Annotated in this window: 19 protein-coding genes; 11 read left to right on the top strand and 8 right to left on the bottom strand. The window is 63.7% G+C overall.

Annotation, left to right across the window (positions count from 1 at the left end):
- Positions 1-9 precede the first annotated feature (9 nt).
- Positions 10-414: a very short patch repair endonuclease gene (locus A5785_RS22960; RefSeq protein WP_064870653.1), complete on the bottom strand. Its 405-nt coding sequence runs from the start codon at positions 412-414 to the stop codon at positions 10-12.
- 224 nt (positions 415-638) lie between these two features.
- Between A5785_RS22960 and A5785_RS13915 the strand changes: the two genes are divergently transcribed.
- Positions 639-1934, top strand: a complete 1296-nt coding sequence (locus A5785_RS13915) for a hypothetical protein (protein WP_064867030.1) — start codon at positions 639-641, stop codon at positions 1932-1934.
- A 147-nt stretch (positions 1935-2081) separates the two neighbouring features.
- Positions 2082-3704: a long-chain fatty acid--CoA ligase gene (locus A5785_RS13910; protein ID WP_064866994.1), complete on the top strand. Its 1623-nt coding sequence runs from the start codon at positions 2082-2084 to the stop codon at positions 3702-3704.
- A 30-nt stretch (positions 3705-3734) separates the two neighbouring features.
- On the opposite strand, the gene A5785_RS22955 is transcribed toward A5785_RS13910, so the two are convergent.
- Together A5785_RS22955 and A5785_RS13900 are read right to left on the bottom strand one after the other, a co-directional pair.
- Entirely contained in the window at positions 3735-4115 is a 381-nt protein-coding gene (locus A5785_RS22955; protein ID WP_082946574.1) for an excalibur calcium-binding domain-containing protein, read from the bottom strand.
- Between the two features lie 138 nt (positions 4116-4253).
- Entirely contained in the window at positions 4254-4439 is a 186-nt protein-coding gene (locus A5785_RS13900) for a zinc-binding dehydrogenase (RefSeq protein ID WP_005207137.1), read from the bottom strand.
- 304 nt (positions 4440-4743) lie between these two features.
- On the opposite strand from A5785_RS13900, the gene A5785_RS23730 reads away from it, so the two are divergent.
- Positions 4744-5031 carry a PASTA domain-containing protein gene (locus A5785_RS23730; protein ID WP_231894331.1) on the top strand — a complete coding sequence of 96 codons (288 nt, stop codon included), beginning with the start codon at positions 4744-4746 and terminating at the stop codon, positions 5029-5031.
- A 10-nt stretch (positions 5032-5041) separates the two neighbouring features.
- On the opposite strand, the gene A5785_RS13890 is transcribed toward A5785_RS23730, so the two are convergent.
- A complete protein-coding gene (locus A5785_RS13890) occupies positions 5042-5905 on the bottom strand; it encodes an N-acetylmuramoyl-L-alanine amidase (RefSeq protein ID WP_231894332.1) in 864 nt (287 codons plus the stop codon).
- A gap of 27 nt (positions 5906-5932) precedes the next feature.
- On the opposite strand from A5785_RS13890, the gene A5785_RS13885 reads away from it, so the two are divergent.
- Positions 5933-7015 carry an HNH endonuclease gene (locus A5785_RS13885; protein WP_039856129.1) on the top strand — a complete coding sequence of 361 codons (1083 nt, stop codon included), beginning with the start codon at positions 5933-5935 and terminating at the stop codon, positions 7013-7015.
- Between the two features lie 13 nt (positions 7016-7028).
- On the opposite strand, the gene A5785_RS13880 is transcribed toward A5785_RS13885, so the two are convergent.
- Positions 7029-10337: a DEAD/DEAH box helicase gene (locus A5785_RS13880; RefSeq protein ID WP_051993922.1), complete on the bottom strand. Its 3309-nt coding sequence runs from the start codon at positions 10335-10337 to the stop codon at positions 7029-7031.
- 161 nt (positions 10338-10498) lie between these two features.
- Between A5785_RS13880 and A5785_RS13875 the strand changes: the two genes are divergently transcribed.
- The 3 genes from A5785_RS13875 (at position 10499) to A5785_RS13865 (ending at position 13491) form a co-directional block, all read left to right on the top strand.
- Entirely contained in the window at positions 10499-12154 is a 1656-nt protein-coding gene (locus A5785_RS13875) for a nuclease-related domain-containing DEAD/DEAH box helicase (RefSeq protein WP_064866992.1), read from the top strand.
- 67 nt (positions 12155-12221) lie between these two features.
- Complete coding sequence (locus tag A5785_RS13870; protein ID WP_005207144.1) at positions 12222-12701, top strand: DUF1942 domain-containing protein; 480 nt, start codon at positions 12222-12224, stop codon at positions 12699-12701.
- 97 nt (positions 12702-12798) lie between these two features.
- Positions 12799-13491: a hypothetical protein gene (locus A5785_RS13865; RefSeq protein ID WP_064861742.1), complete on the top strand. Its 693-nt coding sequence runs from the start codon at positions 12799-12801 to the stop codon at positions 13489-13491.
- A gap of 85 nt (positions 13492-13576) precedes the next feature.
- Here the strand turns inward: A5785_RS13865 and A5785_RS13860 are convergent, their stop codons facing one another.
- Positions 13577-14062, bottom strand: coding sequence for a pyridoxamine 5'-phosphate oxidase family protein (locus tag A5785_RS13860; protein WP_039856146.1), 486 nt, complete (start codon positions 14060-14062; stop codon positions 13577-13579).
- Positions 14063-14165: 103 nt separating this feature from the next.
- Here A5785_RS13860 and A5785_RS13855 point away from each other — a divergent pair, with 103 nt between their 5' ends.
- Positions 14166-15137: a ketopantoate reductase family protein gene (locus A5785_RS13855; protein ID WP_064866990.1), complete on the top strand. Its 972-nt coding sequence runs from the start codon at positions 14166-14168 to the stop codon at positions 15135-15137.
- A 560-nt stretch (positions 15138-15697) separates the two neighbouring features.
- Here the strand turns inward: A5785_RS13855 and A5785_RS13845 are convergent.
- Positions 15698-16015 carry a DUF2853 family protein gene (locus A5785_RS13845; protein ID WP_064861812.1) on the bottom strand — a complete coding sequence of 106 codons (318 nt, stop codon included), beginning with the start codon at positions 16013-16015 and terminating at the stop codon, positions 15698-15700.
- Between the two features lie 147 nt (positions 16016-16162).
- Between A5785_RS13845 and A5785_RS13840 the strand changes: the two genes are divergently transcribed.
- Entirely contained in the window at positions 16163-17323 is a 1161-nt protein-coding gene (locus tag A5785_RS13840; protein WP_064866988.1) for an epoxide hydrolase family protein, read from the top strand.
- 91 nt (positions 17324-17414) lie between these two features.
- On the top strand, positions 17415-19166 hold the full coding sequence (locus tag A5785_RS13835) for a DUF3556 domain-containing protein (protein ID WP_064866986.1): 1752 nt from the start codon (positions 17415-17417) through the stop codon (positions 19164-19166).
- Here the strand turns inward: A5785_RS13835 and A5785_RS13830 are convergent.
- On the bottom strand, positions 19120-20376 hold the full coding sequence (locus tag A5785_RS13830; RefSeq protein ID WP_064867028.1) for a lipase family protein: 1257 nt from the start codon (positions 20374-20376) through the stop codon (positions 19120-19122). The genes A5785_RS13835 and A5785_RS13830 overlap by 47 nt on opposite strands.
- A gap of 211 nt (positions 20377-20587) precedes the next feature.
- Here A5785_RS13830 and A5785_RS13825 point away from each other — a divergent pair, with 211 nt between their 5' ends.
- Positions 20588-21883 carry a TY-Chap domain-containing protein gene (locus tag A5785_RS13825; RefSeq protein ID WP_064867026.1) on the top strand — a complete coding sequence of 432 codons (1296 nt, stop codon included), beginning with the start codon at positions 20588-20590 and terminating at the stop codon, positions 21881-21883.
- The last annotated feature ends 17 nt before the right edge of the window (positions 21884-21900 follow it).

Raw genomic sequence — 21900 nt, 5'->3', positions numbered from 1 at the left:
CCCTGTGCGCTATCGACACGATCTCCCACTGGTAGCTTGAGCCCCAATCTGCATCTTGACCTGAGCGATGTCCCTAGCGACTGATTCTGGCGGCTGATGCTCCCAGTAGCGTCGAACAGTCCATCCCCGTCGCTCCAACTCGGCGTCGGTCCGGCGATCCCGCGCGATGTTCGCGTCGAGCTTCTGTGCCCACCACTGCTGATTGGCAATAGGGCGAGTTGCATGCTCAGGGCAGCCGTGCCAGAAGCATCCGTCGATGAAGATTGCGAGCTTCAGGCCACTCCAGGCGATGTCTGCTCGGGTGCGGAGGTCAGACTCGAGCTTGACGTCCGTACGGAATCGCAGGCCGCTTCGGTGGAGAATCTTCCGAACGGCGATCTCTGGCGCGGTGTCTCTGGATCGTTGCCGGCTCATTCTGGCGCTTACGGCGTTGGATGAGGCTGGTGGTCTCACCAAGGTTGCCTCCTTGCGCGGATACGTCATCAGATTGTCGCGCAAACCAACGCGCCACGGTTACCCGAAGCAATGAGCGGCGCTCGGTGGACGTTTCCGCGTGTCATCCGATCGGACCGATGATCCAATATGTCCGAGACGTCCGATACATTCAGTCCGACATCGCGCACGCTCGAGGGGATCACATGACCGACCATGAACTTCAGCAGGTACCCGTCTGGACATTGGTCACAGAGCAAACAGACGTCCCCGACGTTTTGAGCGGAACCACCGAGCTGACGTCCGATCGGCTGGCCGGGCTGCGAGATGCACTGGCCACGCTGAGCGACGTGCCGCTGACGACGCTGGAGGCACATCACCTTCCTGAGGCCGTTGATCGTTCGGCGGGCATTCCCCTCGGTAGCCTGAGCCCGCTGGCGATGGAGCTATCAAGGCTGGTCAGTCGGACACCGAAAGTCTTCTCAGACGGAGGTGAAACGCTATATCGCATGGTGGTGCCGGCGAAGGTCGCGGCGCAGGTAACCGGGGGCATTGTCAAGCCGATGACGTCCAAAGCAATCTCCGGCGGCATCCACAGCGCGCTGACAAACGGCTCGAAGATCGCGGCGCAGGCGACGTTCGTGCCCGTTGCGGGCAAAGCCGCAGTCGCAGGCGCGGCCGGTGGATCAGCTGGCACTGCAGGGATGGCCGCCGCCGGAGCCGGCGCACTCACAGTTGCAGCGCCGCTCGTGCTCATGGCGGTAGCGGTTGGGATCAGCGCACACGCCGACCGTCAGCGGCAGCAAGCACTTGAGCGGATAACCAAGCTGCTCGAGAAGATCGACGCGAACATGCTTGCCGACGAACAGCACGGTCTGGAGGGCTGCGCGAGCTCAATCGCCAAGGCGACCGCAATCCTTCTCGACCGCGGTCAATTGGGGATCTCACTCGGCCTCGACACCGCCGCCCACACCATCGACACCGCAGTAGTGAAGGCCAGCTCACGAATCGCGAAGTGGGAGCACGCATTAAGCGATCTGGACGACGACCGCATCGAGTTCAGCCATCTCGTTAAGGCTATCCCGACGATCGCCGATTCCTCCGGGGAGTTCTACATTCACCTGCAGCTGGCACGGCTTGCCTTCTCCATGAAGCGGCGGATTTTGGTGCTTCAGGCGGTCGAGCACGCACAGATGGACGAAGGCAACTCGTTCGAACGCTTCATGCACAGCCTCGATGTAGAGCAGAAAGAAGTCGAGCGATTGGAAGACCGCTTGCGCGCAGCACTTCTACGCCTGTCGTCGATCCAGTTGGACCGCTCGCACGGAATCCGTGACGTCGTATTCTCGGCCGGCGAGGTCGACAAACTACTGAACACGTCGCGTCTCCTCCAGCGCCTCGGCGAGTCCGCGCAGCTTCCCTCGCAGCAGCCCGACGTGACAATCGACATCGCTCAGCACAAAGACGGTTCGCTCGTGGTCCTACCCGCTCGCGCCGCATAGCGCCGCTTTAGGCCTCCCGCCACAAAATCGGACACACCCCGCAGCCCCGCGCGGCCGACCCTGCATAATCGACACCGTGACCGGCGTCACGACGGCGCCCTGACCCCGCGGGCGCCACAGCCCGGCACGTGAGACACAGGAGCACCCATGCAGAGCACCATGCAAGACGCCCCGCTGCAGATCGCGCAGATCCTGCGCCACGGCAGCACGGTCCACGGCGACGCCGAGGTAGTGACCTGGACCGGAGACGGTTCGCGGCGTCGAACATATGCCGAGGTCGGACGACGCTGCGCACGGTTGGCGCACGCATTGCGCGGGCTCGGCGTCGACGGTGACCAGCGCGTCGCGACGTTCATGTGGAACAACGCCGAGCACCTCGAGGCCTACCTCGCCGTGCCCGCGATGGGTGCGGTGCTGCACACCCTCAACATCCGGCTCTTCCCCGAGCAGCTCATCCACGTGGCCAACCACGCCGAGGACCAGGTCATCATCGTCGACCCCTCACTGCTGCCGCTGCTCAACCCGCAATTGCCGCAGCTGACCACCGTCAAGCACGTCATCGTGACGGGCGAGTCCACCGACGGCGTCGACGCTCCCGACGGCGTGCAGGTGCACGCGTACGAAGCGCTGATCGCCGAGCAGTCCGTCGACTTCGACTGGCCTGAGGTCGACGAGCGTTCGGCCGCCGCGATGTGTTACACCTCCGGCACCACCGGCGACCCGAAAGGTGTTGCCTACAGCCATCGTTCGATCTACCTGCACTCCATGCAGGTCTGCATGACGGATGGTCCTGCGCTCAAGCAGGGTGACCGCGCGCTCGCCGTCGTGCCGCAGTTCCACGCGATGTCGTGGGGTCTGCCGTATGCAGCGTTCATGATCGGAGCGTCGCTCATCATGCCCGACCGCTTCCTGCAGCCCGAACCGCTGGCCGCACTCATCGCTGCGGAGCAACCCACCACCGCGGCGGCTGTCCCGACCATCTGGCTCGGCCTGCACCAGTACCTCACGCAGCACCCGCAGGACATCTCCTCACTGCGCGACGTGCTCATCGGCGGATCGGCTGTACCGCCATCGTTGATGCACACCTTCGAGGATGAACACAACGTCGAGGTACTCCACGCCTGGGGCATGACCGAAACGTCGCCTCTCGGCTCCGTCGCCCGACCACCCGCGGGCACCGAAGGCGACGAGCGGTGGCACTACCGCTACACGCAGGGCCGGTTCCCGGCGTCGGTGGAAGCGCGACTCATCGGCGACAACGGCGAAACACTCCCCCACGACGGCAAGACCGTCGGCGAACTCGAGGTCCGCGGACCGTGGATCACCGGCGCCTACTACGGCGTCGACGCCGCCGACAAGTTCGACGACGGCTGGCTGCGCACCGGCGACGTCGGCTCGATCACCCCCGACGGCTACCTCACGCTGACCGACCGCACCAAGGACATCATCAAGTCCGGTGGCGAGTGGATCTCGTCGGTCGACCTCGAAAACGCCGTCATGGGCCATCCCGACGTACTCGAAGCCGCCGTCATCGGCGTACCCGACCCCAAGTGGGACGAGCGGCCCCTCGTCGCCGTCGTGCTGCGTGAGGATTCCGACGCGACACCAGAGACGTTGCGAGAGTTCTTGTCCGACAAGGTCGCAAAGTGGCAGCTCCCCGAGAACTGGACCATCATTCCCGAGGTTCCCAAGACCAGCGTCGGCAAGTTCGACAAGAAGCGCCTGCGCTCGACGTTCCACGACGGAGGACTCGACGTCACCCGGTTGTAGGTGACGCAAGTCCTCAGTCGCGGGGACGAGCTACGAGAAGAACTCGACCGAGCCCCAACCCCCACGATTCGGCTTCGACTTCGGAGCCTTCTTCTTCGGCTTGGGTTGGGGCTTGGCCTGGGGTTTCGGCTGAGCTTGGGGAGCGGGCTGCGCCTGCGGGGCGGGCTTCGGCGCTGATCGCGACCCGGTCTCACACGCGACACCGTCGCCATCGCGATCAAGTGCCGAGCGGTATCCGTCCTGGCCGCGGTAGATCGGCGCGACGCCCGCGTCACGTGCCGCCTGGCAATTCTTGTAGTACGCCACCGGCGTAGGCGCAGGAGCCGCCGACGCACCCGGGGCAAACCCGACCAACCCTGCGGCGACGCCTCCGGCAACCAGCCCGGCGATGGCCGAGTACTTCTTGTTCATCTCTCACCCAATCTCTCGATTATCGATCAGTGACAGTACTGGACGCCGACACCATCGTCGGCGGTCCCAGCGTCGGCCGAACAGACGAATCTTGCTGACGCACTGACCGATGTCGACTTCAGACGGGCAGTCCGACACTCAGTCCTCACCAAACGGAACCACGACGACCTTGCCCCGCAGCCGACCCGCCTCGGCCTCCTCGTGCACCTTGATCAACTCAGGTAGCGAAACCCGCTGCGCGATCTCAACTTTGAGATCCCCGGTGTCGACCAGGCCCACCAGTTCGGTGAGCACCGCGGCGCCGCGGCGTAGAAAGAAGGGCACGGACGCAGAGGAGTGACGCTGTGTCCCCCGATCGGACCAATCGATCCGGAATCGGACATGGCGTCGGTAGGCATGCGTACGTTTACCAGTATCTGACGTCGGGGGTCGTCACACACTATCCGTCGGAGGACTGATGAAGCACGTTCGCACACAGGGTCATCTCGCGCTCTGCGCACTTGTGGCCGCTGGAGTACTCGGCCTTACCGCATGCAGTGGTTCGAGCTCGGAACCAACAACGGCGACCACTACCACCACGACGGCAGAGGTGACCACGTCGCAACCCGCTGAGGTCACTGAAACAACAATGGCAACAACAACTCCGAAAGCTCCGGCGGCGGCACCGGCGACCACCGAACCCAAGGCAGCTGCCATGCCTAACGTCGTCTGCATGAACCTCCAGGAAGCACAGAACACCATCCAGGAAGCCGGCGTCTTCTACTCACGCAGCAAGGACGCGACGGGTCAGGGCCGCAGGCAGGTTGTCGACAGCAATTGGATCGTCGTCGCGCAGACTCCATCCGCGGGCGCGCCTGTCACAGAGGGAGAGGCCGTATTGTCCGCGGTCAAGATCGGTGAACCCAGCCCCTGCTGATCACACCGACTCACCCCGCACACCCCCGCCCGTCCACGGGAAGCGCGGTCTGCACGCCGTAGGCGATGCCCTGCGCGTACCTGGCGAGCCAACTCGATGGCAGGGGCGTCGACCCGCCCGCGCTGTCGAGTCCGAACTCGTTGTAGACCCAGGGCACGCGGTCGGACATCAGCGCGATCATCGGGATGTTGCCGGTCCATAGCGGTGCGCGACCACCAAAGTCATTGTTGGTCACCATGACTGGTAGTCCCTCGGCTCGGGTTCGAGCGTCTGCTATCGCCTGGCCGTAGCGCTGACTGGCAGCGGCAGTCGCCCCGCTGCGATATGTGATGCGCAGCGTCGTGCCATCGGCCGCGGTACCTTCGCGATACAGGCCGACGCGCTGCACGAACACCGCGTTGGCACCCGGGCTAGTATGGATACTGATCGCGACACGCGCGTGCGCCGCCACCGCACGGCCCACCCGCTGCCGATACGTGACACTCTCTGTCACAGAGGTTTTCAGCATGACAACGCGATACCCGCTCCGTTGCAAGCGTTCTCGTACCCGAGTCGCGACCGCGAATACGTCCGCATCCTCTGCGCCGTTGGGATAGTCGATCTGCGATGCGCCGGTCACCGGGTCGAAGCCGTCGATACGCACCGGGTTGTGTCCGGGGTCGAGCGCGACCACGACCTGAGGACACGTCGCCTTCGACGACGCCGCCGCGGTCGTCAACACCGCTGTCGTCAACGCCGCTGAGGAGCGGTCCGGAGCAGCACTCTGCGTCGCGCAACCACCGAGGCAGCACGCGAGAACCACGACCCCCACCCGCCTCAGAGCCCTCCGCGCTTGTTCTCGCATCATCCGATGATCGCAGACTGAACGCTGCATCGACCTCACCTCACTACACTCGACCCCGTGCCCACGGACCCCTTGACGCTCGGCCAGCAGCTGGTCGCGGTGCTCGAGGGTGGGCGGCGGACATCCACGTACAAGCTCGCCGTGATGGTCGCGCTCCTCGACCTCGCCGTCGAATCCGTCCCCGATGATCCCGCCGCGGAAGTCCCGATCGACCTCGACGAGCTGACCGACCGCGTCATGGCTCAGTACTGGACCCAACTACGCCCGCTCAGCGAGAAAGGCCATGTGGTCCTGCGGCAGTCGCGGGACGGACGTGGCGTGGTCTTCGCTGCACTTGCCGACCTACGCGAACAGTGCAGCACCCCGAGCCTGCGCGAAATGCCCATCGAGAGCGCGAAACTTGCTGCGCCTGCGGCCTATTCGAAAACGCACGAAGCGGTCAAGAAGAACCTCGTGCGCTACCCCCTCCACCTCCTCCAACAAGTCGGCACCGGCCCACACGAGTGTTTCCTCTACGACGACTCGTGGATGGGCACCGATTCGACGCGAGTCATGGCCGAGCACGGCAACCGACTCGTTCTCTTCGGCGGCGTGTGCCACACCCTCGCACGGCTGGCACCGCTGGTGAAACCGGCCTTCCAGCTCGCCTGGGTCGACGACGTGCGGCACATGAACCGCGACATCCTCGACGACGGCCCCGACATCGCCGACCACCTCTTCGGCACCGAACGCGTCTCGCTCACCCGCCCCGCGGGCATCCTCTCCGAACACTTCGGCAACGATTGCTTCTACTGCAACGCCCGACTCCGCACCGGCCGCCACGTCGACCACGTCCTTCCGTGGTCGCGAGTCCCGATCGACGGGCTCGCGAACCTCGTCCTTGCGTGCCAGCCGTGCAACACAAGCAAATCCGACGTCTTGCCGGCGCCGACGTACGTCAGCCGTGCACTCGACCGGGGGCAAGACGTCATCGACGCCCTCGCCGACGAGATCCGGTGGCCGAGTCAGTACAGCAGGGTGAAATCTGCGTCGCGCGGCCTGTACTCCACACAACCCGACACGACGCCGATCTGGCTGGGCGCCAGACACATTCAGCCACTCAAACGTGTTGACTTCGGGCGGTGGGACGTCGAACTGTAGCGGCGCCTGAACGCTACCCGAGCATCTCCCTGATGTCGTCGGAAGAGAGTGCGGTGCCGAACAATTCACCGTCGTCGATGGCTGCGTCGAACAGCGCGCGCTTGCGGTCCTGGAGTCCCACGACCCGCTCTTCGATCGTGTTCGCCGAGACCAGCCTGCAGACGGTGACCGGACGTTGCTGGCCGATCCGATGGGCACGGTCGACGGCCTGCGCCTCGGCTGCGGGATTCCACCACGGATCGCAGACGAAGCAGTAGTCGGCCTCGGTGAGGTTGAGGCCGAATCCGCCTGCCTTCAAACTGATCAGGAAGATCTGCGTTGCCCCACTGGTGAATTGGTCGACGGCCTGCGCTCGCGCATTCGCTGTCATCGACCCGTCGAGATAGCTGTACGCCAGCTCGGCGTCGTCGAGATGCGCCCGGATGATGTCGAGGAATCCGGTGAACTGACTGAACACCAGTGCGCTGTGTCCTTCGGCGACGAGCTCGGGCAACGCTTCCATCAGGTACTCGACCTTCGCCGATGCCACGCCACTATGTGTGCCGTCGACGAGACCCGCGTGTAGGCTCAGTTGCCTCAGCAGGCTCAGCGACCGGAAGACCTGGAACCGGTTCTTCTCCCAATCACCGAGCAGCCCAAGCACTTTCTGTCGTTCACGGGTCAGGCGGGTGTCGTAGATGCGGCGGTGGCGGGAGTTCAACTCGAGTGCGAGCACCTGCTCCTGCTTGGCCGGAAGGTCCAGTGCTACTTGCTCTTTCTTACGTCGCAACATGATTGGCTTGATCCGGCGTCGTAATGTTTCCATCCGCTCCGGATGTGCCCCGGATTCGATGGGCTTGCGGAAGTACTCGGTGAACGCGGTCGGCGAGGGGAACAGGCCAGGCGCGGTCACCGACAGCAGCGCCCACAACTCCATCAGGTTGTTCTCCATCGGAGTTCCGGTGATAGCAATCTTCGACGGCGCTTCCAGTCGCCGGGCGGCCTGGTGAGTCTTGCCGGTGTGGTTCTTGATGAACTGCGCCTCGTCGAAAATGATTCCGTCCCAGCGCAATGCGTCGAGATCGTCGAAGAGAAGGCGCATCAACGTGTACGACGTGACAACGATGTTGGCTCCGGCGGCAGCGTCGGACACTGCGATTCCTGACTTGGCAGGTGTGGCGACAACCGAGGAGACCGTCAAGGACGGTGCGAATCGCCCGGCCTCTGCCACCCAGTTGGGCACGACGCTCGTCGGCGCGACTACCAGGTAGCGGGCCTGCGGTGTCGACTTCACCACGCGCGTGATCATCGCCAAGGTCTGGATTGTCTTTCCCAGACCCATGTCGTCGGCGAGGATTCCGCCGATGTTGTTGTCAGACAAGAACGCTAGCCAGTTGAGTCCGTCGCGCTGATAATCGCGCAGCTTTGCCTTGAGCGTCCGCGGACAGGCCACCCGCTTCGGTGGTGTCAGCGCGGCGAGCTTGGCCATCTGCGCGCGCCACTGCGCGATCTGTTTGTCGACGACGCCGAGCTCTAGTAGTTCCTCCCACAGCGTCGCATTCATGCTGCGGGCGCTGACTTTTCCGTTCTCGATCTCGCCCAGTGCGCGGGCTTCGGCGATCAGCTCGGCGAGCCGACGCAGTTCCGGGACATCGAGTGAAAAGTAGCTGCCGTCGTCGAGGATCAGATGCGTGGCACCAGAGCTCAATTCGGAGATGAGACGCGACGTGGGGACCTGGTGGTCGCCGACCGTGACCGTGACGCCGAGGCCGAACCAATCGTTGCCGGTCGAATCGTCGGCGGTGAAGGAGATCGAGGGTTCGTCGTCGAGCTGTCGGAAGTCCACGGCGATGCGGTTGTCGATCACGATGCGTTCATCGCCGGCAAGGTCGGGCAGGACCGTCGCGACGAGCAGCGCGGCGTCGACCGACGTGATCGGTACGGCCGTGGCGAGTGCCATCGCCGGGAGCATCTCGACCTGTTGCCCTGCGAGACTTGCTTGTTCAAATGCGTGCTGGAGGTCGCGCACGGTGCTCGAACGCTGGGTGGCCGCTGCAGTCCACGCCTTGGAGAACCACGAGGCGATGCACTCGACGACCTCCTGCATCGGCTCGCGAAGCGACTCCCACAGCTCGGACTCGGCGGAAACGTCTCGATACGGCGTCGCACCGACATTCTCGGCGACGTCGAAGACATGACGACGGTCGTTGACCTGATAACCGACGCTCCAGCCGTACCGGTAGTTTCCACCGCTGTCGGTCAGGGTCAGCACGGCGAAGGGCCCCGATACGTCGGGCGGGGTGAGGACACCGTCGGCCACGCGCACGGCACGACGCTGCTCGATGCGCGGTACCACCTCGACAGCGAACTCGTCGAGGTCTTCGTGCGGGATGAGCACCGGTGAGTTGTGGGCGAGGAGGTCGACCTCCGCCTTGACCAGTGGCGGGTCGAACCCGGCGAGCGACAGCACACGGTCGCCGACTAGCCACACTCCACTGGGCACGTCCCGACCGATGTAGCCGCGCAATCGATCACCGATCAGTTCACCGTCGATGGCGAGTCCGCATCGGAGCGCGGCTCCGTCGGGGTTCGCCTCGATGTCGTACCGCAACGACGCCGTCGTGAGCTCTACCTCGACGGCACCGGGAACAGCGTCGACGACCATCTCGACGCCTGCGTCGCGGACACTACGTAACGCGTCCCATACAACATGGTTGGCTGCGGCCATACTGAGCCAATCCGACGACGTGGCATAGCTGTGGCCGGTGATCGCTTGGTGCAGTGCGCGGATGGCACCCGCGTGAGTCGCCTTCAACGACGACGTGTTGTACCCGCTGATGACTTCGCGCCACGTCGCACCGGTCTTGATCCACCGCCCCTGCCGCCCCATGAGCATGGGCCGCAGTTGCAAAGACGGTCCTAGTGAGTACTTGGTGGGAGTCGCCTGACGGAAACTCAACGCCAACGGGACACCTGCGGGCTGGACTGGCGTCGAAGTCTCTACTGTCACGCCGGCAAGGAGGTTTCGCCACGACGGAGGCTGTGGTGGAGGTACGGCCCTGAGGTGACGCTGCGCGCGATCGCGTGTCAAGCTGCCCTGCCCACCCGGGGATGACGCGGTGAGCAGTACCGCGACCGCATGCTTGCAGTCGATGCCGACCGGGCAGGTGCAGTTACCGTGGCTGAACGCTGCCATCGTCGGCGGGCGCTCGGTGAAATGAACCCGGACCGCGTAGTGGCGACCACCACTGCCCTGACACGTACCCGCGAGAACCCGATCACCCTCGACCCAGTTGTAGCTTCGCACCATGGACTGGCGGGAGTAAGCCTCGCCGCGGGACATGGTTCCCTGGTCGAAGCGCCGCCGCAGGTCTTCCGTGGTTACGTGGAACGCGGGTGTCACAGTGCGAGACTAGCGTGATGCTGACTTCGAGCCTGTCGGACTCACCTGCAACACTGCGATGAGTAGCCACGCCAGTCAGGCGAACCGAGAGAGTGGATGCAATGCCGCATACGATCCCCGAGTCGCCCCGCTTCGCTTCGAGTGCCGAGGAGTCGGTCTGGCGGCTGCTGAATGAACAACTCCTCGACACCGACCTCCTCGTCGCGAACCAGCGCGTCACCGATCACGACAAAGACCACGAGATCGATCTCGTGGTGGCCATCGAGGGCGCGGGAATCGCCTGCCTCGAAGTCAAGGGTGGCGAGGTATGGCACGACGGCGAGTCGTGGTGGCAGGCGCGAACCGGCCGACCTCCGAAAGAGATCACTCCCGTCAAGCAGGCGTTGGAAGGCTGCTACGCGCTGCGTGAGTTCGTCGAATCCGATCCGCGATGGACACAGGGGCGTCGACGCTGGGATCACCTCGTGGTCTTCCCCCACACCGAAATCCCCTCCGACTTCGCGCTGCCGGAGTGCCCACGATGGAAGATCATTGACCGCACGCAGCTCGACCAGATCATGCCCCTCGTCCGAAGAGTGTTGTTGCAGAAGGGAACCGACGTACCATTCCTCGACGCTGCGGGTATCGACCAACTCGAGACGACGCTCGGCGGGCGGGGTCTCCCGCAGCGCGACGTCGTCGCGCGAGCGATCGAGAACGAGGACGTCGCCGACGCGCTCACCGCGAATCAAGCGGTCATTCTGCGCGCTATCGACCAACTATCGCGTGTCGAGATCCGCGGTGGTGCGGGCAGCGGCAAGACCTTCCTCGCACTCGAGCAGGCACGTCGCCTCACGCGTGCGGGGCAACGCGTAGCACTGGTCTGCTACTCCCACGGGCTGGCGTCGTACCTCACGCGCATCACGTCGGCGTGGAACCGTAAGGACCGCCCGGCCTATGTCGGCGAGTTCCACGACCTCGGCATGCAGTGGGGCGCCCCCGCCGGGCCCGACGAGTCTGTTCGTACCGAAGCGGCGTCGCAATTCTGGGAACATGAACTGCCACAACAGATGCACGACCTCGCCGAGACCCTCCCACCCGGCAAGCGATTCGACGCGATCATCGTCGACGAGGCACAGGATTTCGCCGACGAGTGGTGGCCGCCGTTGCTGGCAAGTCTGCGCGATCAGGACACCGGTGGCATCTACGTATTCAGCGACGAGGCGCAGCGCGTCTTCGACCGACAGGGTTCACCACCGGTTCCGCTCGTGCCGATCGTGCTCGATCACAACCTGCGCAACACACGCCAGATCGCGAGCGCATTCAGTTCGCTTGTCGGACAACGTATGCAACTGAAGGGCGGCGAAGGCCCCGACATCCGATTCGTCGCGTGCACCGCAGAGGAAGCCCTCGAGGCCGCGGACGACCAGATCGACGTCCTGCTCGACGAAGGCTGGCGTGCCGAAGATATCGCACTACTCACCACGGGCAGTCGCCACCCGGAACAGATCGAGCGGCAAGCCGAGGGCAACGCGTCGTACTGGGCGACGTTCTGGGACGACGAGCAGGTCTTCTACGGACACGTACTCGGCTTCAAGGGGCTGGAGCGTCGAGTAATTGTCCTCGCGCTCAACGAGTCCCAGGTGAGGAGCCGGTCGACGGAACGGTTGTATGTCGGGCTGTCGCGTGCACGCGAGCAACTCGTGGTGTGCGGCGATCCCGAGTTCGTGCGGACAGTCGGCGGACCCGCGGTTGCGCGACGACTGGGCATCGACTGACTCGCCCGAATTGTCAGACCCTACGCATACGGTGTCACCAACACTCCCCACAGACAGGACACCCACTGTGCGTTCCACCCTCGCGGCGATCATCGCCACCATCATGTGTGCTCTCTTTTCGATCGCCGTGGTACCCGCGGCAGCGAGCGCAGCACCGCCCTCGAACGCGCGTTACATCTCCGGTGACGGCTGGGGCGGCTACGTCCAGATCACGGATATCAACCTGCGCGGCAGCACCTTCAGCTTCACGGCGACTATCGAAAGCACCCGGGGCGCCATTCCGGTCAACCCCTTCTATTTTGTCGCGAAGGCGTCCGACGGAACAACCTACGACGATCCCGACTTCAGCACCACCGACCTTCACTCGGGGTATCTGTCAGCGGGTCAACGTGTCAAGGGCACAGTTGCGTTCACAGTCAACGGCCCTCGACCGACCGCAATCCAGTACGAAGGAGTTCTCGGGGAAACGCTGGCCACATGGACCTTCACCTGGCGCGAGGCACCAAAGTCGAAGAAGCCCGCACCGCTGTTCGGGTCTGCGTCCTAGTCGCTATCGACCCGAGCACGGAAGCTGACCCTGTAACCCGAACCGCGCTCCGCCCGATATGTCGCTAACAGCAACGCCGCTGACGATTGGAGCTGAAATGCCACTCACTCAAGAACAACTCGACGTCATCGCCGACCGAATCGCTGATCTGAATCCCCAGCAGCGCACCAGGCGATGGAGCAGCATCAGCCTCTGCATTCTCGACGCAGTGTGGAGTATCGGAGCACATTACGACAACGTGGTCACGCCCCTCGTCGTCAAGTTTGCCCGTTCGCAGGGCGTCTCCAGTGCCGTGGTTCCAGTCGACGAGCTACCCAAGGATGATCCGATACCAGCTTCGAGTCTCGCAAGATTCACCGACGACGCACTCTTGTCCCTGACTAATAGCCAGCTCACCTCGACTCGCGGAGGAGTGACAAAAGCACATGCCTCAATCGCCTACGCGCAAGTACTGGTTGATAGCGGCGTCGAATCGCTCTCGGACGCAATCGAGGCATTGGGGGATAAAGCACGTCTCGCGAGCATTGACGCCGAGCTAGCTCGCGTTCCGGGCGACGGACAGCATGGCATACGTCGCGGATATCTCTGGATGCTTGTTGGCGACGACAACCGAATCAAGCCGGACCGGATGATTCTTGGATGGTTTAGGAGCCTAGGAGTTCCGAGTGATCCTGCATCGGCAGAAGATTACATCCGAGCTGCCGCGCCAATTGTTTCTGCGCGACTGCAGCGTCCCGTCACGCCGTGGGAGATCGACCATGCGATCTGGAATTACGCTCGATCATCCTAGAACCATCTAGCCTAGGACGCGTGGCCGATACTGCAGCCGACCCGCGAAAGTGTCAACGCCGTGGGCTGGCTGAGCCGTCCAACACTCAGAGATCAACCGACGCGTTGGTGGCGACGTCGGGCTGTTCGCCTGACACGATCGCTTTGGCGTATTTGAGCAGCGCAACGGGTTTGGGGCTGTCCAGGGTCCAGTACTCGGCGGAGTCGGCGTGCACCTTCAACAGTGCGACGCCCGGGTCTTCGCGGCCCTTCTCGAACCAGGCCTCTGCGTGAGAGTTCCAGAGCTCGTCGATCAGCTTCTGTTCGTGGGTGACCGACGCTGTGCCGGCGATCGAGAGATAGTTGTCGTCGGCCTGCAGGCTCACATTGACGTGTGAGTCCTCGGCGACCTGGTCAGTTTTGGGCGAGGGGACGACGGTGAAGAAGTACAGATCGCCGTCGAATTTTCTGTCCAGCACTGCTAGTGGACGGCTCAGCAATCGACCATCCGATTCGCTGGTCGTGACGAAGGCGACGCGACCCTTCGAGATCAGCTCGCCGATGTGCTCGAATTCGGTGTTGTCATCAGTCATGGTTTTCACGCTACGCGCAAGTGCTCTTCACGCCCACCGTCCCGCGTGACTGTGACGGCGGGCGGCACGCTCCCGCGTCGCGCTCGCATCTACCCTGAAGACCATGCGTTTCGTCATCTACGGTGCCGGGGCCATCGGCGGCGTCATCGGTGCTCACCTGGCACTTTCCGGAGCAGACACCACCTTGGTCGCGCGCGGCGAGCATCTGCGAGCAATGCGTAAGGGCGGACTCGTCCTCGACACCGCCGAGGGACACCAATCCATTTCGACCACGCTTGCGTCAAATGCGTCCGAAGTGGACTGGAGCGACGACTCCGTGACGCTCCTCGCCGTCAAGTCGCAGCAGACCGCCGCGGCCATCGCCGACCTTCGGGCGCATATGCCTCTCGACACTCCGGTGGTGTCGGCCCAGAACGGCGTCGCCAATGAACGTAAACTGCTTCGCGTCTTTCCGCACGTCTACTCGCTGTGCGTGATGCTGCCCGCCTTGCATCTCGAGCCTGGTGTCGTCGTTCAGGCGTCGTCGAACAAGCCCGGAATCCTCGACATCGGGCGCTATCCGTCGGGTATCGACGAAGTGGCGCAATCCATTTCGTCAGCACTGCGTGCCGCGACGTTCCTCTCCGAGCCGCGCCCCGACATCATGGCGTGGAAGTATCGAAAACTGATAATGAACCTGGTCAACGGTATCGACGCCAGCTTCCGCAACGACGGCGACGCCTTCGCCGAGCTTGTTCGACGCGCACGAGCCGAAGGTGAGGAGGTCATCGAGGCGGCGGGTATCGATGTCGTCTCCGAGGCCATCGACAAGCAGCGGCGCGGCGATGCCATCGTCCGCCGTGACACCGGAGAGGCTTCCTTCGGCAGTTCAACCTGGCAGAGCGTCGCCCGTGGAGCGCGCAGCGTCGAGACCGACTATCTGTCCGGTGAAATCGTGCTGCTCGGGCGACTACACGGCGTGGCGACGCCGGTCAACGAGCTCGTCCAAAACGAAACCGACCGCCTTGCGCGCGAGGTGCTGTCGGCAGCGAGTTCGGATGCGGGCGTCGCGCTGGAGAGTCTCGACCTTCTGTAGCAGCACCGTTTTCGATACCGTGCAGGATCTCCTCGCAGGTCTGCGCCGCGATGTCGCACAACTTTTTCGCCCGGGACGTCATCTGTGGATCTGTCGAACGTTCACGCCACACCTGCGACATCCTGCGCGCTGTAGCGGCGATCTCACGCGGATCGCTGTCGGGTGAGAGACCGAGACGTCGAGCGGGGTCGGACCCGTGCGAACCGAGAAGCGAGACCAGTTCGTCGCGCAGTGGCGTCGAAAGATCCCTGTTCTCGCGCAAGCTCGGGAACCGCTCGGTGCGCGTGCTCGGACCGATGCCACGATGCGACGTCGGCACCGCGAACATCTCGGTCGGCGAGTTGGGGTCAGTGGATGTCTCGTGCATGGCCTCGACTGTGCCCGTCGACCCTTGCCGCGCTCTCAACGCGACCTGAGAGCAGCCTTCGGATCCTGTTGCATCTCAACGCCCTCCGACATGCCGGGTGACGTACAGCACTAGAGAGCGCCTACACGCGTTCGGCGTCGACGACTTCTCTGTGAAGACGTCGACGCCGAAGGCGGAAACCAGGTGAACAGCGCTATTTGAACACGCCGAGCTTGCCGAACTTGTCAGCGAGCTTGTAGTACACGGCAAGCCGCGGATTGGACTTGCCGTCCTTCATCTCCGCGAGCACGTCCTTGATCGCATTGTCGAGGTACGCGTCGCTTTCGGTCAGACCGAGCTTCTTCTTCAGGAAGTTCTCGCGGACGGTCTTGAGTTCTGCGGGATCGCTCGCCGACACCAGAGCAGCGTCGGCGTTCTGAAGGGCGAGGCGGTAGGTCGACGCCATCTTCTCGACCACGGCAGGGTCGGCGTCGGGGACGTACTTCTTGACGGTTTCCAGGGCATCAGACATGGGACACTCCATTGGGTTGTCGCTGGTACAGGCGACACGGTACGCCCGTAAAGACGATCAAGTCTGATGAATCGCGGGTTGTCGGAAATGTCCGCCCCCTGTCGATCATCGAGCAACGAGACGTCGTGCACCTCCTACCCTTGGTTCATGGCAGCCACCAGCGCGATCCGGCCGTTCATTCCACACACCGACCCGGCCGTCGTCGACGATCTTCGACGACGCCTCCGCACCACTCGGTGGACCGACGCTCCGGACGGCAGCGGATGGTCGATGGGTACGGATGTGTCGTATGTGCGCGATCTCGCCGACTACTGGCGCACGGATTTCGACTGGGCCGCAATCGAATCAACGATCGCCGGATTGCCTCACTTCACGGCCACCATCGACGGCCTCGACATCCACGTTATCCACAGCCCTGCATCCGACCCCGACGCGGCATTTCCCGTCCTGCTGGCCCACGGCTGGCCCGACTGCTTCTGGCGATTCCTGAAGGTCATCCCGCTCCTCACCGATCCCGCCGCACACGGCGCCGAGCCCGCCGACGCCTTCACGCTGATCGTTCCCGACATGCCGGGGTTCGGATACTCCGGTCATCCCAGTGGGCCGACGCCCGACACACGAGACATCGCGCGAATGTGGGGTCAACTGATGCAGGTGCTGGGGTACGACCGGTACGGCGTCGCCGGCGGCGACATGGGCAGCCACGTGGCCCGCTATCTCGCACTCGCCCATCCTGCCCGCGTCGTCGCGGTGCATCGAACCGACGCCGGGCTACCTCCCGCGACCATCGACAGGTCAACATTGAGTCCTGAGGAGATCGCCTGGATCGACGACGCCGCACGCTGGTCGGCCACCGAGGGCGCATACGCGGCTATGCACAGCACCAAACCCCAGACAGCCGCGATCGGCCTGGCCGATTCACCGGTGGGCGTGGCGTCGTGGATCGTCGAAAAGCTGCGGTCGTGGAGCGACTGCGACGGAGACCTCGACAGCATCTACACGAGAGACGAAATCCTCACGCTCGTCACGCAATACTGGGTCACCAACACGATCGGATCGTCGATCCGCACATACCGAGCCAACGCGGCGATACCAGTCGAGGACCGCATGCGCTACGTCGACGTCCCATCCGGGTTCTCGATCTTCGGCGGCGACGTTGTTCGACCGCCCCGCGCCTGGTTGGAACGCACCGCGAACACCGTTTACCACTCCGAGCCCAAGCACGGCGGCCACTTCGCACCGTTCGAGGTGCCGGAGAGCTACGCCACCGAACTGCGTACGTTCTTCCGTCCCTACCGCAACGCATGAGCGGCGTCGGAAACCACTGAACCCCAACCAAGCATTCGCTTGGTTTGTTAACGTCCAGGCTGCGGCACCCATCGGCAGTGAGGGCGGAACATTGGGGTTCATCACACAGACCAGGCCCGACGTCGACTTCCCGACATGGAGTCAGGGCTCCCGAGCCGAGAAGATCCGGCCGATGGCACGCCAGTGGGCAGAGGTCGGGTTCGGCACCCCCGTGGTGTTGCACCTGTTCTACGTCGGCAAGATTCTGGCCTACGTGTTCGTCGGCTGGGCGATCGTCGCCGCGACGCCGGGCATCGGCGGGTTCTTCGACGTCGCGTCGTGGTACAGCGAGACGGTCGTCTTCCAGAAGGTCGTGCTCTACACGATGCTGTTCGAGGTCATCGGCCTCGGTTGCGGCTTCGGTCCGCTCAACAACCGCTTCTTCCCGCCGTTGGGCTCCATTCTGTACTGGTTGCGCCCCAGAACAATTCGTCAGCCACCGTGGCCCACACGTGTGCCACTGACGCGCGGCGATGTGCGCGGCCCGGTCGACATCGCGCTCTACGCAGCACTTCTCGTGATTCTGGTTGTGGGACTCGTCAGTCCCGGTAGCAGGGAACTTCCCGATTTGAACTCGGCAACCGGCGCACTACCGCTGTGGGAGATCTGGACGATTCTTGTACTTCTCGCGCTGATCGGGTTGCGCGACAAGACAATCTTCCTCGCCGCGCGTGGCGAGGTGTACGGCGCGCTGTGCGTGACGTTCCTGTTCACCGGTGTCGACATGATCGTCGCCGCCAAGGTTGTCTTCCTGGTGATCTGGCTCGGTGCGGCGACGTCGAAGCTGAACAAGCACTTCCCGTTCGTGATCGCAACCATGATGTCGAACAACGCGGTCATCCGGTCTCCGAAGATGAAACGACTGTTCTTCGAAGACTTTCCGGACGATCTGCGGCCGGGTAGGCCATCGCGGTGGATCGCTCACTTCTCCACTGCGGTCGAGGGTCTCGTGCCGATCGTGCTGTTCTTCTCGCATGGAGGATGGCTCACGTGGGTTGCCGCGGCGATCATGCTGATCTTCCATTTCGGCATTCTCAGTTCCATTCCGATGGGAGTTCCGTTGGAGTGGAACGTCTTCATGATGTTCGGAGTTCTCGCACTCTTCGTCGGTCACACCGATCTCGGCCTCGCCGACCTCGAGCAGCCGTGGTGGGTCGCCCTGCTGTTCGTCGTGGTTGCGGGCACCGTGGTGATCGGAAATCTCTTCCCGCGCAAGGTGTCCTTCCTTCCGGGAATGCGCTACTACGCCGGAAACTGGGACACCGGCATCTGGTGCATGACACCGTCGGCGTCGGAGAAGGTGGAGAAGAACGTGGTTGCGATCGCGGCTCTGCCGGCGTCGCAGCTACAGCGGATCTACGGCAGCCCCGAAGCGGCGCAAGTGGCGTTGTACATGGGATATGCGTTCCGCGCCTTCAACAGTCACGGTCGGGCGCTGTTCACGCTCGCACACCGCGCGATGACCGGGCACAACGAATCGGACTACATGCTCACCGACGGCGAACGCATCTGTTCGACGGCGATGGGCTGGAACTTCGGCGACGGCCACCTCTCCAACGAGCAGCTGATCGCATCGCTGCAGAAGCGCTGTGAGTTCGAGCCGGGAGAGGTTCGGATCGTACTCGTCGACGCCCAGCCCATTCACACACAGACCCAGCAGTACCGCCTGATCGACGCTGCGACAGGAGAATTCGAGCGCGGCTACGTCCGAGTCGCCGATCTGGTGACCCGTCAGCCGTGGGACGACGAGGTCCCGGTCACCGTGACCTGGGCAGCGTCACCCGCTGACCGGCAATCGCAGTGATCGTCTTGTCCTCGCCGGGCCGGCCGTCGAGTCGATGAGTCAGCCAACTCACCGCGAGTGGTCCGGAGAGCGGCAGCAGTGAATAGTGTTCCGTCACAAGGTCGCGCACGTAGGTGACTGGCACACCGAGATCACGGTACCGTTGCGCCTGCGCATCGACGTCAGCCGCGTCGATCACCTCGTCGTGCACCGCCTGCATGACCAGCAGCGGCACGGCAGGCGCATGCGTACCGAGTTGCAGGTCGTCCATCATCTTCACGGCGCCCGGATCCGCCAGCACGTCGGCGAGCGGGATGTCGAAGTAGTCGTCGAGATCGTGGTTGCGGAAGCGCCTTATCGCCGCGAGCGTCGGAAGAGTGGCGGCCTCGTCGAGGCTGCGGCGCCCGAATTCGGTTGCGTGCTCGGTGATCATGCGTTCGAGCGCGGGATACACCCGACGCAAGCCGGCCACCACGAGGATCGGAAGTCCTGCGTGCAGGCCACCGTTGAGCCGTAGCAGCGTCGACGCCATGTCGCCGACGGGCGAACCGAGAACGGCACCAACGATATTCAGCTCGGGCGCATAGTCCGGAGCCATCTCGGCGGCCCACGATGTGGCAAGTCCGCCGCCCGAGTATCCCCACATTCCGATCGATGTCGTCGCTTCGAGGCCGAGGGGCTCGAACGCCAGCGCGGCCCGAATGCCGTCCAGCGCACGGTAACCCGGCTCACGGGGCGCACCCCATGCTCCCTTGGCACCCTCGTGGTCGGGGATCGAGACCGCCCAACCCTTCGAGAGCGCACGACGCACCACCATGAACTCGAACGGTGCGACGGCGCGCGACGCGTCGGCACCCTTCTGCAGGGCATACGACGGGAAGCACTGCGACGTCACCGCGTCGATCGCGCACTGGAACGACAGCAGCGCAGGATTCGGATGCTTGGTCCGATCAGGCACGACGACCGTCGTGACAGTCGCGTCGGGATTGCCGTCGAGGTCGGTCGATCGATAGAGCAGCTGCCACGCCTGATGATTCGACGCCCAGAAGTTCTTGAGCTCGACCTGTCGTGACCGGATCACCTCACCGGGCCGGTAGTCACCGAGATCCGCCGGGGCGTCGTAGAAATGGTCGTCGACGGGCAGCAACGGACCGGCAGATACGTCGTCCCGGTTGTCGCGTACTGCGGTGGATGCACCTGCCGATGTCGTTGTCAGCGTTTGCGCTGTCATGGTCACTCCCCTCGCTACTACTTGTATTTACCAACATTGATCGCCGGTGGAGAATTCCGAGTCGCTCGTCTCATCTTCGAGGGAAAGAGACGAAGCAACAGCCCTGAACTGGACAAGTACGACGTGTCAGACCCTGCGGCTACGTTGCATATCGAACATACATTCGCACCTCGGCGAGTGCTCCAGGGTGCACAACAGGATGGGGAACCGCATGTCCACCGACGGCTTCGACGATCTCATCGAGAACGCATGGCGCGAGTTTGCCGCCACCGTGACATCACGCGTACCCGACCTCGGGCGCAAGGAATTCCTCGAGATCGCTCGCCAAGACGGCCAGCGATACCGCGTGCTGCTCGTCTTCACCAAGACGGGTTCTGGAAAGGTGCGGTGCACGCTCGACGGCACTGCGCTGCCGTGGGCCGGGCGGGCGGAATGGATACGCATTCGTGGTCGCCTGGCACAGCTCGGATGGCGATTCCTCCCCAGAAAGGGCCAGCACATCGCCGAATCCGGCCAGCGTGACGCGAGCACAGTCGCCGACATCGCCGTGTCGACGCTGCGTGAGATCTTCGACGTTGCTCACCCCGTGTTCGTCACGGTGAACAATCCCTTCGGCACGCACTCCGACGCGGGGCAGGTCGACGAGACCGCGGCCGCCACCGAACGTCAGCTGACCGTCGTTCCGCAGGCGCCCGACCGAAACGTCGAGCCGCCGACGGATGAGCACTACACCGCGGAGATGCGTGAGATGGCCGCAGCCATGGATGCGCTTCCCGAATGCATCGCACCCGGGTTCGTCATCTCGGGTGTCGACGAACTACTCGAAGTCACCCGGAGCGTGCTCGCGAGGCATTTCGGATGGCAGGTGTCGGTCGTCAACGGGTGCATCGAACTGCCCGTTCTCGACGCCGTACCGTGCACGATTGTCGGTTCCGATGTGGGTCCGAGCCTCGTACTCACGACGACGCTCACGCACCGACTCCTCGACCCCGCACTTCTCGGCACACTGACCGCCGAATACTCGTCGAGGTGGTCGGGGATCACCTTCGTGGTCCACGATCAGCACGTCTATGCACAGCGAGTCGTCGACGCCGCTGTGTTCCATCCGCACAACCTCGACGCGGCGCTGCGCACCTGGCGGCGCTTTCTGAACAATGAGGCGGGCGAGCTGATCGACGCGCTCAACTCCGGCGGCCCCGGTGCTCACACCTGTACACAGAGCTCGGTACCCGTCGGGCTCCAGACGTTGTTCGAGTTGGGCTTCTCCGAAGCACTCACGCCCGAACGCGTCCTGCATCTGACGAACGGGAAGGTCGGTCGGCTCACCGACTATCTCCGTGTGTGTCGCGAGCTCCTCGCCAACGCCACGGTGTTGGCCGCGGAATCGCGCATCCGTGGCGCCGCGTCGGAGGAGATCGAATTGCACACGGACACAGTCGATTTCTACCGCCAGTTCTGCCTCTTGCTCGAGCAGGCGATTACTCGCGCGACCCCGAAAGGTGCGTGACGCGATGGGCGCATATC

The organism is Gordonia sp. 852002-50395_SCH5434458 (assembly GCF_001665905.1).
Lineage (GTDB): Bacteria > Actinomycetota > Actinomycetes > Mycobacteriales > Mycobacteriaceae > Gordonia > Gordonia jacobaea.
The sequence above is the reverse complement of the archived record's forward strand: the minus strand, read 5'-3'. Positions and strand labels throughout refer to the sequence as shown.

Bases quoted from the DNA above. Each gene is read 5' to 3' on its own strand.
- A5785_RS23730 (WP_231894331.1), top strand. From the start codon at position 4,744: ATGGCAACAACAACTCCGAAAGCTCCGGCGGCGGCACCGGCGACCACC.
- A5785_RS13830 (WP_064867028.1), bottom strand. From the start codon at position 20,376: ATGACAGCGCAAACGCTGACAACGACATCGGCAGGTGCATCCACCGCA.
- A5785_RS13915 (WP_064867030.1), top strand. From the start codon at position 639: ATGACCGACCATGAACTTCAGCAGGTACCCGTCTGGACATTGGTCACA.
- A5785_RS13910 (WP_064866994.1), top strand. From the start codon at position 2,082: ATGCAGAGCACCATGCAAGACGCCCCGCTGCAGATCGCGCAGATCCTG.
- A5785_RS13890 (WP_231894332.1), bottom strand. From the start codon at position 5,905: ATGCAGCGTTCAGTCTGCGATCATCGGATGATGCGAGAACAAGCGCGG.
- A5785_RS13840 (WP_064866988.1), top strand. From the start codon at position 16,163: ATGGCAGCCACCAGCGCGATCCGGCCGTTCATTCCACACACCGACCCG.
- A5785_RS13860 (WP_039856146.1), bottom strand. From the start codon at position 14,062: ATGACTGATGACAACACCGAATTCGAGCACATCGGCGAGCTGATCTCG.
- A5785_RS13845 (WP_064861812.1), bottom strand. From the start codon at position 16,015: ATGTCTGATGCCCTGGAAACCGTCAAGAAGTACGTCCCCGACGCCGAC.
- A5785_RS22955 (WP_082946574.1), bottom strand. From the start codon at position 4,115: ATGAACAAGAAGTACTCGGCCATCGCCGGGCTGGTTGCCGGAGGCGTC.
- A5785_RS22960 (WP_064870653.1), bottom strand. From the start codon at position 414: ATGAGCCGGCAACGATCCAGAGACACCGCGCCAGAGATCGCCGTTCGG.
- A5785_RS13825 (WP_064867026.1), top strand. From the start codon at position 20,588: ATGTCCACCGACGGCTTCGACGATCTCATCGAGAACGCATGGCGCGAG.
- A5785_RS13855 (WP_064866990.1), top strand. From the start codon at position 14,166: ATGCGTTTCGTCATCTACGGTGCCGGGGCCATCGGCGGCGTCATCGGT.
- A5785_RS13865 (WP_064861742.1), top strand. From the start codon at position 12,799: ATGCCACTCACTCAAGAACAACTCGACGTCATCGCCGACCGAATCGCT.
- A5785_RS13875 (WP_064866992.1), top strand. From the start codon at position 10,499: ATGCCGCATACGATCCCCGAGTCGCCCCGCTTCGCTTCGAGTGCCGAG.
- A5785_RS13880 (WP_051993922.1), bottom strand. From the start codon at position 10,337: ATGTCCCGCGGCGAGGCTTACTCCCGCCAGTCCATGGTGCGAAGCTAC.